At 62.1% G+C, this 15,045-nt stretch carries 12 protein-coding genes and 1 rRNA gene; 6 read left to right on the top strand and 7 right to left on the bottom strand.

All coding sequences use genetic code 11. The features are described from left to right. Positions 1-55: 55 nt before the first annotated feature. The 5 genes from JQ46_RS06565 to JQ46_RS06545 form a co-directional block, all read right to left on the bottom strand. Positions 56-1,579: ribosomal RNA gene (locus tag JQ46_RS06565) — 16S ribosomal RNA — on the bottom strand. A gap of 577 nt (positions 1,580-2,156) precedes the next feature. Then, complete coding sequence (tyrS, locus tag JQ46_RS06560) at positions 2,157-3,443, bottom strand: tyrosine--tRNA ligase (protein ID WP_034986452.1); 1,287 nt, start codon at positions 3,441-3,443, stop codon at positions 2,157-2,159. A 33-nt stretch (positions 3,444-3,476) separates the two neighbouring features. After that, positions 3,477-3,644, bottom strand: coding sequence for a Trm112 family protein (locus JQ46_RS06555; RefSeq protein ID WP_005295682.1), 168 nt, complete (start codon positions 3,642-3,644; stop codon positions 3,477-3,479). Positions 3,645-3,710: 66 nt separating this feature from the next. After that, positions 3,711-4,325, bottom strand: a complete 615-nt coding sequence (locus JQ46_RS06550; protein WP_034986450.1) for a hypothetical protein — start codon at positions 4,323-4,325, stop codon at positions 3,711-3,713. 34 nt (positions 4,326-4,359) lie between these two features. Next, complete coding sequence (locus tag JQ46_RS06545; protein ID WP_237744757.1) at positions 4,360-5,937, bottom strand: vWA domain-containing protein; 1,578 nt, start codon at positions 5,935-5,937, stop codon at positions 4,360-4,362. 304 nt (positions 5,938-6,241) lie between these two features. Between JQ46_RS06545 and thiC the strand changes: the two genes are divergently transcribed. From thiC to JQ46_RS06515, 6 genes are read left to right on the top strand one after another with little or no spacing between them, the layout of a single operon-like run. Then, on the top strand, positions 6,242-8,158 hold the full coding sequence (gene thiC / locus JQ46_RS06540; protein ID WP_034986445.1) for a phosphomethylpyrimidine synthase ThiC: 1,917 nt from the start codon (positions 6,242-6,244) through the stop codon (positions 8,156-8,158). Further along, positions 8,148-8,792: a thiamine phosphate synthase gene (locus tag JQ46_RS06535; protein ID WP_034986443.1), complete on the top strand. Its 645-nt coding sequence runs from the start codon at positions 8,148-8,150 to the stop codon at positions 8,790-8,792. The genes thiC and JQ46_RS06535 overlap by 11 nt, the downstream gene beginning before the upstream one ends. Before the next feature lie 41 nt (positions 8,793-8,833). After that, entirely contained in the window at positions 8,834-10,006 is a 1,173-nt protein-coding gene (gene thiO, locus JQ46_RS06530; RefSeq protein ID WP_051876275.1) for a glycine oxidase ThiO, read from the top strand. 39 nt (positions 10,007-10,045) lie between these two features. Then, positions 10,046-10,264: a sulfur carrier protein ThiS gene (thiS, locus tag JQ46_RS06525; protein WP_034986441.1), complete on the top strand. Its 219-nt coding sequence runs from the start codon at positions 10,046-10,048 to the stop codon at positions 10,262-10,264. 20 nt (positions 10,265-10,284) lie between these two features. Next, positions 10,285-11,088 (top strand): thiazole synthase, encoded by an 804-nt coding sequence (locus JQ46_RS06520; RefSeq protein WP_034986439.1) that lies wholly within the window; start codon positions 10,285-10,287, stop codon positions 11,086-11,088. Then, entirely contained in the window at positions 11,088-12,290 is a 1,203-nt protein-coding gene (locus JQ46_RS06515; protein WP_034986437.1) for a ThiF family adenylyltransferase, read from the top strand. Before JQ46_RS06520 ends, JQ46_RS06515 begins: the two co-directional genes overlap by 1 nt. Before the next feature lie 12 nt (positions 12,291-12,302). Here JQ46_RS06515 and argH read toward each other — a convergent pair whose 3' ends face one another. Next, positions 12,303-13,742, bottom strand: a complete 1,440-nt coding sequence (gene argH / locus JQ46_RS06510; RefSeq protein WP_034986435.1) for an argininosuccinate lyase — start codon at positions 13,740-13,742, stop codon at positions 12,303-12,305. A gap of 52 nt (positions 13,743-13,794) precedes the next feature. After that, positions 13,795-14,991, bottom strand: coding sequence for an argininosuccinate synthase (locus JQ46_RS06505; protein WP_034986433.1), 1,197 nt, complete (start codon positions 14,989-14,991; stop codon positions 13,795-13,797). Between the last annotated feature and the right edge of the window lie 54 nt (positions 14,992-15,045).

Genomic DNA, 15,045 nt, shown 5'->3' with positions numbered 1-15,045 from the left:
TTGAACCGGCTACCTATTCACCCAGAAACAAAAACAAAAAATAAAAACTCCTTAGAAAGGAGGTGATCCAGCCGCACCTTCCGGTACGGCTACCTTGTTACGACTTCGTCCCAATCGCCGATCCCACCTTCGACAGCTCCCTAACAAGTTTGGGCCACTGGCTTCGGGTGTTACCAACTTTCATGACGTGACGGGCGGTGTGTACAAGGCCCGGGAACGTATTCACCGCAGCGTTGCTGATCTGCGATTACTAGCGACTCCGACTTCATGGAGTCGAGTTGCAGACTCCAATCCGAACTGAGACCGGCTTTAAGGGATTAGCTCCACCTCACGGTATCGCAACCCACTGTACCGACCATTGTAGCATGTGTGAAGCCCTGGACATAAGGGGCATGATGATTTGACGTCATCCCCACCTTCCTCCGAGTTAACCCCGGCAGTCTCTCGCGAGTCCCCACCATAACGTGCTGGCAACACAAGACAAGGGTTGCGCTCGTTGCGGGACTTAACCCAACATCTCACGACACGAGCTGACGACAACCATGCACCACCTGTACACCAGCCACAAGGGAAACTACATCTCTGCAGCGATCCGGTGTATGTCAAGCCCAGGTAAGGTTCTTCGCGTTGCATCGAATTAATCCACATGCTCCGCCGCTTGTGCGGGCCCCCGTCAATTCCTTTGAGTTTTAGCCTTGCGGCCGTACTCCCCAGGCGGGGCGCTTAATGCGTTAGCTACGGCACGGGAATCGTAAATAAAACCCCCACACCTAGCGCCCACCGTTTACGGCATGGACTACCAGGGTATCTAATCCTGTTCGCTACCCATGCTTTCGCTCCTCAGCGTCAGTAACTGCCCAGAGACCTGCCTTCGCCATCGGTGTTCCTCCTGATATCTGCGCATTTCACCGCTACACCAGGAATTCCAGTCTCCCCTACAGCACTCTAGTTATGCCCGTATCGCCTGCACGCCCGAAGTTAAGCCCCGGGATTTCACAGACGACGCGACAAACCACCTACGAGCTCTTTACGCCCAGTAATTCCGGACAACGCTCGCACCCTACGTATTACCGCGGCTGCTGGCACGTAGTTAGCCGGTGCTTCTTATCCAGGTACCGTCACCAAAAGGCTTCTTCCCTAGCGAAAGGAGTTTACAACCCGAAGGCCGTCATCCCCCACGCGGCGTCGCTGCATCAGGCTTGCGCCCATTGTGCAATATTCCCCACTGCTGCCTCCCGTAGGAGTCTGGGCCGTGTCTCAGTCCCAATGTGGCCGTACACCCTCTCAGGCCGGCTACCCGTCGTCGCCTTGGTAGGCCATTACCCCACCAACAAGCTGATAGGCCGCGGGCTCATCTTGCACCGAAAAACTTTCCACCACACACACTAAAGCATGGTCCTATCCGGTATTAGACCCAGTTTCCCAGGCTTATCCCGAAGTGCAAGGCAGATCACCCACGTGTTACTCACCCGTTCGCCACTCGAGTACCCCTTGCAAGCAAAGGGCCTTTCCGTTCGACTTGCATGTGTTAAGCACGCCGCCAGCGTTCGTCCTGAGCCAGGATCAAACTCTCCATAAAAATGCCATCAGACACATGGTGAGCCTGAAAACCAGGCAAACAAAAAACTACTGACAAAAGAATTGAAAAAAGGATAAATAAATCACATCAACCAACACCAACAACACAAAACGCCGCTGACTATTGATCAGACACAACATACATCCCAAAAACTTTTCCAATAACCATTCATCAGCCCAACAAGCACCCGTAAAAAGGCGACTCCTGCTGGGATACGCACATTACATATCGTGGACACGTTAAAACCACGCTGGCGTAACCACCACCAACCCACAATCCATGCGAGCCAATGGAGCACTGAAACAAGTCACAAAAGTAATAAAGACATACAATGCATCAGAATCAACACAAAGGTTGGTCAACAAAGTATCTAAACTTGGTTCATCACGCTATTGAGTTCTCAAACAACCTACGCACACCGAGTAACTGAAGCCGGTCTTTATTTCCCCGCTCGCTCTCGGCGACTTGAATTAATGTACACCCAACGCCAAGAAAGACACAAATCCCCTGGTAGAAGCAGGAAAATGCAACTACCAGAGGATCGGTTTAGCGCATACAGGCCGTGCTGGTGGCGTCACTAAGAAGAAGCACCTACGCGCGCACCGGCGAAACGCTTCTTGCCCTTGCGCAACACGAGCCACGATCCGTGCAGCAGTTCCTCGGCGGACGGAGACCATTCGATGTCCTCGATGCGCTGGTTGTTGACGTAAGCGCCGCCTTCCCCGACAGTACGACGAGCGGCTCCCTTGGACTTTTCCAGGCCGGACTCGACGAGCAAGTCCAGGATGGTGGCATCGGCGCCAACCTCGGCAACCTCGGTTTCCTGCAGGGCGGAAGCCAGGGTGGGCTCGTCCAGATCCTGCAGCTCCGCCTTGCCGAACAACGCCTGGGCGGCCAGCTCCACAGCCTCAGTAGCAGCAGCGCCGTGCACCAGAGTGGTCATCTCGCGGGCCAGAACACGCTGCGCCTCGCGCTTGAAGGGCTCCTCGGCGACCTTGCGCTCCAGCTCCGCGATCTCCTCCTGGGAAAGGAAGGTGAACCAGCGCAGGTAATCGATCACCACGGAATCGCCCGCGTTGATGAAGTACTGGTACCAGGAGTACGGGCTGGTCAGTTGCGGATCCAGCCACAGCTTGCCGCCGCCGGTGGACTTGCCAAACTTGTTGCCCTCCGCGTCCGTCACCAGCGGAACCGTCAGGCCGTGCACCTTGGCGCCGTTCACACGGCGGTTCAGGTCCACACCGGAGACGATGTTGCCCCACTGGTCGCCGCCGCCGATCTGCAGCACACAGTCGAACTCGTTGTGCAGGTGCACGTAGTCGTTGGCCTGCAGCAGCATGTAGGAGAACTCGGTGTAGGAAATGCCGTCGGATTCCAGGCGGCGCTTCACGGTATCGCGATCCAGCATGGTGTTCAGCGAGAAGTTCTTGCCGACATCGCGCAGGTACTCGATGACGTTCATCTGGCTGATCCAGTCCGCGTTGTTCACCATCACGGCTGGGCTATCCACATCGCTGTCCTCAGCGAAGTCGACGAATGCCTCCAGCTGCTTCTTGATGGCCACCATGTTCTCACCGATCTGCTCCTCGGTCAGCATGGAGCGCTCGCCCACGTCGCGCGGATCGCCAATCATGCCGGTCGCGCCGCCGGCCAGGGTGATTGGACGGTGGCCGAACTGCTGGAAGCGCTTCAGCATAATCAGCGGAACCAAGTGGCCCGCGTGCAGGGAGCTACCGGTCGGGTCGAAACCGCAGTACAGCGTGATGGGATTCTGCGTGGCCTCCTTCAGCGCCTCCAGGTCCGTCGACTGGTTAATCAGGCCGCGCCACTGCAGCTCGTCGATGATGTTCTTGTTGTCGCTCATGCGTGCTCGTTCTCGTTCCTCTAAAATGCGTCGCTATTTAACGGGCCAGTCTTTAGCTTCTTCGACCAGCAATACCGGGATGCCGTCCTGCACCGGATAGGCCTTGTTCAGGCGGGGGTTCACCAAATAGTCACCGTGATCCTCCAGCGGCTGCTTGTCGATGGGGCACGCGAGGATCTCTAGGAGCTTCTGGTCAATCATGCTGTCTACTCTAGCCGGTAGCTTGGGCTTCTTTCTTAGTGACGTCCCCTACGCCGCCCAATACTTCTAGCTTTGTTCGTCGGGCTCATTCAGAACTCCGAACTGCAGCTCCAAGAATGTGCGATTGTCCTTTAGTTCTTGGAGATTGTCCCGCAGGATAGCTTTGTGAACCTCGTCTATCTCTGTCTGCAAAACTGCCAGCGATGCGCGGAAATCTTCAACCGCCTGCCGGTGCGCTACACCCGGCATCTCTTCCAGGATTCTGCAGGTCTCCGGGAAATAGATATCCATAATGCGGCGAACCTTTTCTTCTTGCAGGGAATCCGCTGCCAGGTGATCCCACTCTTGAACAACGTCCCTGCAAGTTCTGAAGAAATGATCCAGATCCGCGAAAAACTCCTGCCGCTGCTCGCCCGAAAGCTTTATGGATTGCTTTAGCCGCTTAGTCCGGGTGCGCATTTCCTGCAGGGACTCGACTGGAGAAACAACGGCGCTGGGTTTCGGAGGCGCCTCCAGTGCCTCTTGTGGTTGCCGCTCGGGCGCCAAGATGCCGGCGACACCAGCGAGAGCCCCCGCCGTTATTATCCATAAAGAACCCAGGCCAACTGCAGCGTGGGCGACAACCACGGCGACGAAGACGACGAGCGCGACGATGATCTTAATGGAGTACTTAGAGTTCACGGGTTCTTTCTATCTATCGGCCTGTCTTCGGTTTTTATTGGTAACTGCGGATCTCTTCGAACGCCTTGGCCAAGTCACCGCCACGAGCGTTGAAAACCTTGCCACCAGTGAAGTTTGCCAGGAAGCGCATCTCCTCCTCGCTGGCTTCACCGTACAGAATCACGAATACCGGGATCTTATGGTTCGTCTCGTCCATCATGCGGGTCATTTTTGTGATGAAGTCCTTTCGACTCGTGCCCGAGTTCGACGCGCCATCGGTCATTAGCACGATCGAATTCAGGGACCCGCCACCCTCGCCCACACGGTCGTAGGCGCGCAACACGGCGTCATAAATTGCGGTTTCACCGCGTGGCTGCAGGCCGTTAACGTAACCGCGCAGGTCCTGCTTCTGCTGCGCATTGTCCGGGTCGTAGTTCTCCTGCGTGTACCCGTCCGCAACCTTGCTACTGAAGGGCATGAGGGTAATCGTCTCGCGGCGCGCAAATCCCTTCGGATTATTGCCCTCGCCGGCGGTACCGTCGATGAGCTTGTTCAAAATGCTCTTCAGATCCCCCAAGCGGTTGCCCCGCATCGAGCCAGAAGTGTCCAACAGGAAATTGCTGTCCGCTGGGCGGCGCAGCTTATCCCGGTACAGACTCACGAGAGAGAGAATCTCATCCTCAGACTTCGGATATTCGTAATAGCGTTGGATGCCCTTGTTCTCTGCATCCTCACCCCAGACGTTCAGGTGGGTCTTCTCCCCTACCTCCACGCTGTGCTCCCTAAACCAATCTGCCAGGGCCTCTACTTTCGCCTGAGCATCCTCATCGGCCTTCTGATCGCCGGGGTTCCGAAGTGCCGAGATGGGGTAATCCGCAGCGCCCGCGGCATTACCGGGGACGAATATCTCGATGTCGACTCCGTCGTTTTCCTTCATAGACTGCAAAACTGCCTGATAGTTGAAGATGCCGTCTGCCTTACCCGGGTTCTTCACGAAAGTCTCCCGCAACCAGCCGGAAGACCCGGAGGTGATCGTCTGGCCGGAGAAAAAGTCCTCCATGCGACGCTCGTCCATGGTCACCTTCGAAGAATCGAAAGCCTGCCCAGGAGTGAAGTCGCTGAACTCCGCGGCTACTGAAAGGAGGGCAAGGAAACCGGAGTTGGATTCCTGCGGATCCGTCATGCCGAAAGTCAGGTCGCCGCGCGCTGCGGCATCAGCGATGTCCGCCCATTTGACGTCCCTATTGCGCCACCCGAGGCGATCCACCACGTCCTGCTTGAGCCCCAAAGCTACCGGCGAACGGGCAATGCTGTGATCTTCACCCTGCGAAGCTATGCCCTGGGCTTTGGCAAAGGCGTTGGTTGCAAACCAAGTGGCGTCATACTTATCCCTATATGCACCATCAGCCAGGTTACGAGTGTTGACGAGCGTGCCGCTGTCGTACTCCATTTCAATGTCGAACCCCAGGTCCGAAGAAGCCTGATGGACAAAAGGCTCCAGGTCCGTCAGCTCCGTGGCAGCGACGATCTTTAGCGGCCTGCTGGTATCGAAGGACTTCCCGCCCAGCCTTTTGAAGCTGTCAAGGAAATCCCCCGAGCCGACTACGTATGCACCCGCTGCAATCAGCAGCAAGATGACAACTAGAAGGAATTTTGTGGGGGTCTTTTTCTTGCCAGTACTGTTCAAGCTACTGGGATAAGGGGTCGCCATAAAGCCGATCGTATTGCACACAAAGCTGCTTTTCAGGGCAAATCCAATAAGTGAAGCGGAAACTATTCAGGGCAGAACTACACGGTTGTGAGAGGTGCGTTACAGTGGGGAGCACAACCGAACACGGGCACCCGAGGTATCGGGCTGAGATCGCGCTGCATCCCGCGCGAGTACCGCTAGAACCTGTCTGGTTAGAACCAGCGAAGGAAGAATCAGGAGAGTTTTTATGACGGATACGTCTTCCCAAAACACCGCCACCCCCACCGACGAGTACGGCGCGGAGATCCACCCGAAGCACAGCTTCTCCCCCATCGAGAAGACCGTGGAATCCTTCGGCAAGACCTTCACACTGCAGGTGCCGGAGACGGAGATCCAGCTGGACGACTCCCCGACCGGCCCGAACGAGCCGGTGCGCATCTACCGCACTCGTGGCCCGTGGGCCGAGCCGACCAAGGGGCTGGAGGGCCTGCGCAGCGAGTGGATCGAAGCCCGCGGCGACGTAGAGGCTTACGAAGGCCGCCGCCGTAACCTGCTGGACGACGGCAACCGCGCGGTCAAGCGCGGCGAGGCCAGTGAGGAGTGGAAGGGTTCCACCCGCCCAACTCTGCGCGCCAAGGAGGCCAAGCGCGTTACCCAGATGCACTACGCCCGCCAGGGCATCATCACCCCGGAGATGGAGTACGTGGCGCTGCGCGAGCACTGCGACGTGGAGAAGGTTCGCGAGCAGGTAGCCTCCGGTAAGGCCATCATCCCGAACAACATCAACCACCCGGAGTCCGAGCCGATGATCATCGGCAACGCTTTCACCACGAAGATCAACGCCAACATCGGTAACTCCGCCGTCACTTCCTCCATCCGCGAAGAGGTGGACAAGCTCCGCTGGGCTACCCGCTGGGGCGCGGACACCGTGATGGATCTGTCCACCGGTAACGACATTCACACCACCCGCGAGTGGATCCTGCGCAACTCCCCGGTGCCGATCGGCACCGTGCCGATCTACCAGGCTCTGGAGAAGGTCGATGGCGTGGCCGAGGATCTGACCTGGGAGATCTTCCGCGATACCGTTATTGAGCAGTGCGAGCAGGGTGTGGATTACATGACCATCCACGCTGGCGTGCGCCTGCCTTTCGTGCCGCTGACCACCAAGCGCGTCACCGGCATCGTCTCCCGCGGCGGCTCTATCATGGCCGGCTGGTGCCTGGCGCACCACAAGGAATCCTTCCTCTACGAGAACTTCGACGAGCTATGCGAGATCTTCGCCAGGTACGACGTCGCGTTCTCCCTGGGCGATGGCCTGCGCCCAGGCTCCATCGCGGACGCCAACGACGCAGCCCAGTTCGCAGAGCTGAAGACCATCGGCGAGCTGACCCACCGTGCGTGGGAGTACGACGTGCAGGTCATGGTGGAAGGCCCCGGCCACGTGCCGCTGAACATGGTGCAGGTCAACAACGAAAAGGAGCAGGAATGGTGCGGCGGCGCGCCGTTCTACACGCTGGGGCCGCTGGTCACGGACATCGCTCCGGGCTACGACCACATCACCTCCGCCATTGGTGCGGCAAATATCGCCATGGGTGGCACCGCAATGCTGTGCTACGTCACCCCGAAGGAGCACCTGGGCCTGCCGAACAAGGACGACGTGAAGACCGGCGTGATCACCTACAAGGTGTCCGCCCACGCCGCCGACGTTGCCAAGGGGCACCCGGGCGCCCACGAGTGGGACGACGCCATGAGTAAGGCCCGCTTCGAGTTCCGCTGGCACGACCAGTTCGCCCTCTCCCTGGACCCGGACACCGCGCAGGCATACCACGACGAAACGCTGCCCGCGGAGCCCGCGAAGACCGCGCACTTCTGCTCCATGTGCGGCCCGAAGTTCTGCTCCATGCGCATCAGCCAGGACATCCGTGATGCCTTCGGCGACGAGATCGACGAGGCGCTGGCCACCGACCAGAAGCAGTCGCTGGTCAAGGACCTGGGCTTGCCGGGCTTCGGCCGCCAGAGCGTAGACGGCGTAAACGCCGCGGGCGAGGAGGAGATGGCCGAGGAGTTCCGTCGCGCGGGCTCCCAGCTGTACCTAAACCGCGACGAGGCGAAGGAAGTCGCCGAGGATCTGCAGAAGGAGGCGGCAGCGCACGGTGGGCGCTAACTTAGATCTGCGCTGCTACCTGGTCACGGGCACCCCACACGAGAAGGTTGTGGACGTGGCCGCAGCCGCGGCCGCCGGTGGCGCAGGCGTGGTACAGGTGCGCAGCAAACCGATGAGCGTGCGCGACCTCACGGCACTGGCCATTGAGGTCGCCGCCGCAGTGCAACAGGCCAACCCGGCTACCCGGGTGTTGATTGACGACCGCGTGGACGTAGCCACCGCCCTGATGCCGGAGCACAACATCCACGGTGTGCATATAGGCCAGGACGACCTGGACCCGCGCCTGGCGCGCCAGGTGCTGGGCAAGGATGCAATTATCGGTCTGACAACCGGCACCCTGCCCCTGGTACAGCAGTCCAACGAGTATGCGGACGTGATCGACTACATCGGCGCCGGACCTTTCCGTCCCACGCCCACCAAGGATTCCGGCCGCGAGCCGCTGGGCTTGGAGGGGTATCCCGCACTAGTAGAGGCCTCGCAGGTTCCGGTGGTTGCCATCGGCGACGTGCGCGCGGAGGACGCCGCAGACCTGGCTGCCACAGGTGTGGCGGGAGTTGCGATCGTTCGTGGTTTTATGAACTCGCCCGACCCGCGCGCCACGGCACGGCAGGTGCTCACTGGTTTTTCTTCGTGACGCCCACCGCTTGCAACCCGCCCAAGAGGAAGTGAATAGAAGTGACTAATTCCAGTCCCGCAGGCTCCCAGCACTATGACCACATTGTGGTGGGCGCGGGGATCGTGGGCCTATCCACCGCCTTCAAGCTGGTGGATCTCGGGGCGGATCCGGATACCGTGGCGGTGATCGACCCCGCGCCAGTAAGCGGGGCCTCCTTCGTCGCGGGCGGCATGCTGGCCCCGGTAGCAGAAGTGCAGTATAAGCAGGAGCCTTTGTACCCGCTGATGGTGGCGTCCAAAAACTTGTACGACGACCTGCTGCAACGGCTGGGCGAAAAGACCTCCCTAAGCACCGGCCACAGAACAGAATCGACCTTCGTGGTGGGGGCGGACCGGGCGGACGCGCGGCACCTCACCGAACTGACCGAGCACCAGCACGGCCACGGCATGGAAGTGCAGCGCCTGCCTCTGCGCCAAGCGCGCAAGACCGAGTGGGGGCTCAGCCCGCAACTATCTGGCGTGGTCGAGATCCCCGGCGACCACCAAGTGAACCCGCGAATGTACTGCGCGGCGCTGTTGGATGCGCTGCGGAACATGGGGGTGGCGATCATCGGCGAGCGGGTGAGCCGCATCGAAGACGGCGTGGTGACGACCGACGCTGCGACGCACACGGGCGACATGGTGTACCTGTGCAACGGGCTGGGTGCCGGGCAGGTGCGCGGCTGGTACGAGGGCGAGCAGTCGCCGCTGAAGCTGCGCCCGGTGCGCGGCGACATGCTGCGTCTGCGGGTACCGGAGGGGATGGAGGCGCCCGTGGGGCGCGTGATCCGGGCGTTCGTGGAGGACCGGCCGGTGTACATCATCCCGCGAACCGATGGCACGATCGCCGTGGGCGCAACCAGCCGCGAGGACGCACGGCGCAGCCCCGCCGTGGACGGAGTGTACACGCTGCTGCGCGACGCGATCCGGGTTGTGCCGGGCATCCAGGAGTGCGAGTTTATCGAGGCGATCACCGGCGAGCGCCCCGGAACTCCGGATGACCTTCCCTACCTGGGGAAAGTCGGCGAGAAGCTGGTGGTTTCCACGGGCTACTTCCGCCACGGAATTTTGCTGTCCGCGCTGGGGGCTACAGTGGGGGCAGCGCTGGGAATGGGCCAGCCGGTGCCTGCGTTGGAAGCGGAGGTAGGCCCAGAGATAAACCTAGCCAGCTGCGCGCCGCTGCGTCATGCCTAAAGCTGCGGGGCGCATGCACAGGAGATCTAAGGAGGATCGATGAACTACACGGTGAATGACGAGCCGCGCTCGGCCGACAAGGCACCGAGTGTGGCGGAGGTCGTGGCTGCGGAGACGGGTCACGAAGCTTCCGAGAACGAGGGGGCGAAAGGCGTTGCCGTGGCGGTGAACCGCTCCGTGGTTCCGGCCAGTGACTGGGGGCGCGCACTGGAGGACGGCGACGCGGTGGACATCCTGATCGCCGTCCAAGGCGGCTAGAGACAGCTAGGGGAACAGCCATGCTGAAGATCGCTGATAAGGAATTCGATTCCCACCTGGTCATGGGCACCGGTGGGGCCAGCAGCCAGTCACTGCTGGAGGATGCGCTGGTTGCAAGTGGCACACAGCTGACCACGGTGGCGATGCGCCGCCACAGCGCCAAGACCACCGGCGGCGGCGAGAGCGTGTTCGAGCTGCTGAAACGCCTGGACATCGACGTGCTGCCGAACACCGCCGGGTGCCAGACCGCCCGCGATGCAATGCTGACGGCACAGCTTGCGCGTGAGGCACTGGGTACCAACTGGGTGAAGGTGGAGGTCATCGCCGACGATCACACGCTGCTACCCGACGTGGTGGAGCTGGTGGATGCCTGCGAGATGCTGGTGGCCGAAGGCTTCGTGGTGCTGGCCTACACCAGCGACGACCCGGTAGTCGCCCGGCGGCTGGAGGACGTGGGCGTGCACGCGGTCATGCCGCTGGGCTCCCCCATTGGCACGGGTCTGGGAATCCTGAACCCGCACAATATCGAGCTGATCTGTTCGCGCGCTCAGGTTCCGGTGCTTCTGGACGCGGGTGTCGGTACTGCCTCCGACGCGGCGCTGGCGATGGAGCTGGGCTGCGACGGAGTGCTGCTGGCCAGCGCGGTGAACCGCTGCCAGGACCCGGTAGCGATGGCTCACGCCATGAAGGCGGCTGTGGAGTCCGGCCGGCTGGCACGAGAGGCGGGGCGCATCCCGCAGCGCACGCACGCCCAGGGCGCGTTGGCCTCCTCCAGCTTCGACGGCCTGGCCAGCTGGGATGGCTGGGCCGACGAGGTGCTGTGATGCTCGGCGACTACACCTCCCTGCCTGCCGAGGAGCTGAAGCGCGTCGCCCGGCAGACGATCCTGCCGGGCCACGGACTGCGGGAGCAGGAGCGGCTGCACGAGGCACACGTGCTGGTGATCGGCGCTGGCGGGCTCGGCTGCCCCTTGATGCAGGCCCTGGCCGCGGCGGGGGTCGGCGAGATTTCCGTCATCGATGACGACACGGTGGACATCACGAACATTCACCGGCAGATCCTTTTCGGCGCCAGCGACGTCGGCCGCCCCAAGGTGGAAGTCACTGGAGAACGTCTGCGGGAGTTGCAGCCCGGTTTGATCTTCCACGGCATCCACGGGCGCCTGCGGGCCGAAAACGCCGCCGCACTGCTAGAAGGCGTGGACGTGCTCATCGACGGGTCGGATACCTTCGCCACGAAGTTCCTGGCTGCCGATGCCGCAGAGGCCACCGGCACTCCCCTGGTCTGGGGTTCCGTCCTGCGCTACCGCGGCGACGTGGCCGTCTGGTGGTCCGGTGAAGGCGCCGAGCCGGATGGCCGGGGCGTCGGCATGCGCGACCTCTACCCCTCTCAACCGGACCCCGACAGCGTGCCGGATTGCGCCACCGCCGGGGTGCTGGGCGTGACGACCTCTGTGGTTGCCGGCCTGATGGCCACGGAAACCATTAAGTTCCTGCGAGACCCGGAAGCTCGCGCGCAGCAGGTGGGGCGGTTGCACATTTATGACGCCCTCACGGCCAACATCCAACACTTCAACGTGGCCGCCGATCCCCAGCGGCAGCCGGTCACCGAGATCGTGGAGGAGGACATGTCGAGCTGCGCGGTTGATACGGCTGGAGCTAACGCGGTAGAAGAAGACACGGCCGCTTCCCTGCTGCGTGACCTCGCCGACGGCGCGGCGGTTGCCATCGACGTGCGCGAGCCAGGGGAAAAAGCTATCAAGGACCTGCCGTCCTTTGCCGAGCACCCGGGCTACCACCTGCCCACCACCGTATGGAGCGAGCAGCCGGAGCTGGCCGAGCAGCTGATTGAGAGTCTTGGCGCCGAGGACAGCAACGTAGCGGGAGCCGTGGACGCAGTGGTCTATTGCGCGTCCGGCAAGCGCTCTGCGCGCTTCGTCGACCGCTTTGCACAGCACGCCGCCGGGCAGGGAGTGCGTTTGCACAACCTGCCCGGCGGGGCGAATGAGCACGGGGTCGGGATCTAAGCCCGCTGACTTTTAGACCAGGCGGGTTTTCTCCGCCCACTTGCGGTCGGCGGCAGCGGCCTCACGGACCCGCTCCTTCTGCTCGGCGACGCGCACGCCGGCAGTTCCGCCGCGGGTAGCACGGGAGGCGACTGCGCCGTCGATGGTCAGCACCTCGCGCACCTGCGGGGTCAGGGCCTCGTGCACGCTCGCCAGCTCCTCATCGGTGAGATCCACCAGGTCCACTCCACGCGATTCCGCAATGCGGACGCAAGAGCCGGAGGCCTCGTGGGCCACGCGGAACGGCACGCCCTGGCGAACCATCCACTCCGCCAGGTCGGTGGCAAGTGTAAAGCCTGCGGGGGCGAGCTCGCGCAGACGCTCCGGGTGGAATGTCAAGGTACCGACCAGCCCGGCCATCGCCGGGAGCAGCAGATTCAACTGTGCGACGGAATCCGCGATGGGTTCCTTATCCTCCTGCAGGTCGCGGTTGTAGGCCAGAGGCATGGCCTTCAGGGTGGCCAGCAGGCCGGTGGCGTTGCCAATCAGGCGGCCGGTCTTGCCACGCATCAGCTCGGCAACATCCGGGTTCTTCTTCTGCGGCATGATCGACGAGCCGGTGGACCACTCGTCGGCCAGCGTGACGTAGCCGAACTCCGGGGTGGACCAGGCGATGACCTCCTCCGCCAGGCGAGAGAGATCCACCGCCACCTGGGCAAACACAAAGGCTGCCTCAGAGGCGAAGTCGCGGGAACTGGTGGCGTCAATAGAGTTATCCGCAGCAGAGTCAAAGCCGAGCTCCTCCGCGATGGCCTCCGGGTCGAGCGCCAGGGAGGAACCGGCAAGCGCACCGGAACCATACGGGGACACAGCCAGGCGCTTATCCAGATCCTGGAAACGCTGCACGTCGCGCAGCAGCGGCTGTGCGTGCGCCAGCAGCTGGTGGGCCAGCAGTACCGGCTGGGCGGCCTGGAAGTGCGTCTTGCCCGGCATGATGGCCTCCGGGTGGCGATCGGCTTGAGCGACCAGCGCGTCGACAACGTCGAGCACGCCCGCGGTGATGTCACGGATCGCATCGCGCACCCACATGCGGAACAGGGTGGCCACCTGGTCGTTGCGGGAACGGCCCGCGCGCAGGCGACCGCCGACCTCGGGTCCCACGCGGTCGATCAGGCCGCGCTCCATCGCACCGTGGACGTCCTCGTCGCTAGGTTCGGGGCCGAAGGTTCCGTCGGCCACGTCCTCGCCCAGCTTCTGCAGGCCGGCGATGAGCGTGTCGAAGTCCTCGTCGCTCAGCAGGTTGGCCTTGTGCAGCACCCGCGCGTGAGCCTGCGAGGCCAGCACGTCGTAGGGGGCCAAAACCCAGTCGAAGTGCGTGGACTTCGACAGGGCGGCCATCGCCTCAGTCGGTCCGCCGGAGAATCGGCCGCCCCACAGGGCGCCTTCGTTCGTGCCGTGTGCCTCGGTGGTCATGTTTGGGTGTGCCTTTCTGCTCTAGTTGGCCGGTTGCCTAGTTAGCCAGTGCCTAGTTGGCCAGGTCGCGCTTGGAGGCGATCTTGGAGGACAGGCCGTGCAGCTCCACGAAGCCGCGGGCCATGGACTGGTCGAAGGAGTCGCCCTCGTCGTAGGTGGCCAGGTTGAAGTCGTACAGGGACTTGCCGGAGCGGCGGCCGTTGACGGTGATGGAGCCGGCGTGCAGCACCAGGCGGATGTCGCCGGTGACGTGGGTCTGGGTGGAGTCGATGAACGCATCCAGGGAGCGCTTCAGCGGGCTGAACCACAGGCCGTCGTAGACCTGGTTGGACCACTCGGCGTCGATGCCGCGCTTGTAGCGGGCCAGCTCGCGCTCGACGGTGACGGCTTCCAGGGCCTCGTGGGCACGGATCAGGGTCATAGCGCCCGGAGCTTCGTAGATCTCGCGGGACTTGATGCCCACCAGGCGGTCCTCAACCATGTCTAGGCGGCCGACACCCTGCGCACCCGCGCGGCGGTTCAGCTCCTCGATGGCCTCCAGGACGGTGACCTTCTTACCGTCGATGGCCACCGGCACACCGGACTCGAAGGAGATGATGACCTCATCCGGAGCCTGACCCAGGCCCGGATCCTCGGTGTAGGCGTAGACGTCCTTGGTCGGGGCGTTCCACAGATCCTCCAGGAAGCCGGTCTCCACGGCGCGGCCCCACACGTTCTGGTCGATGGAGAACGGGGAGGACTTGGACTGCTCGATCGGGATGCCGTTTTCCTCGGCGAAGGCGATGGCCTTCTCACGAGTCCAGGCGTAGTCGCGGACCGGGGCGATGATATCCAGGTCCGGGGCTGTGTTGGCGAAGCCAACCTCGAAGCGGACCTGGTCATTGCCCTTGCCGGTGCAGCCGTGGGCGACGGCAGTGCCGCCGTGCTCCTTGGCCGCATCCGCCATGTGCTTGACGATCAGCGGGCGGGAGATCGCGGAGACCAGCGGGTACTCCTTCATGTACATGCCGTTGGCCTTGATGGTCGGCAGGCAGTAGTCGTTGGCGAACTCGTCGCGGGCATCCACGACGATGGACTCCACGGCGCCGGCACCGAGGGCGCGCTGGCGGACGGTCTCCATGTCCTCGCCGCCCTGACCCAGGTCGATGGAGACACAGACGACCTCTGCGTTGCGCTCCTTGGCGATCCAGCTGATGGCCACGGTGGTATCCAGCCCGCCGGAGTATGCGAGTACTACGCGATCCTTCATTCTTCTAAGCTTCCCTTCGAAACTCTTTGTGCGTTCTAGTTGTTGTATCCGTTA

It is taken from the genome of Corynebacterium jeikeium (assembly GCF_000738175.1).
Taxonomy (GTDB): domain Bacteria; phylum Actinomycetota; class Actinomycetes; order Mycobacteriales; family Mycobacteriaceae; genus Corynebacterium; species Corynebacterium jeikeium_C.
This window is presented reverse-complemented; position numbering and strand designations above follow the sequence as displayed.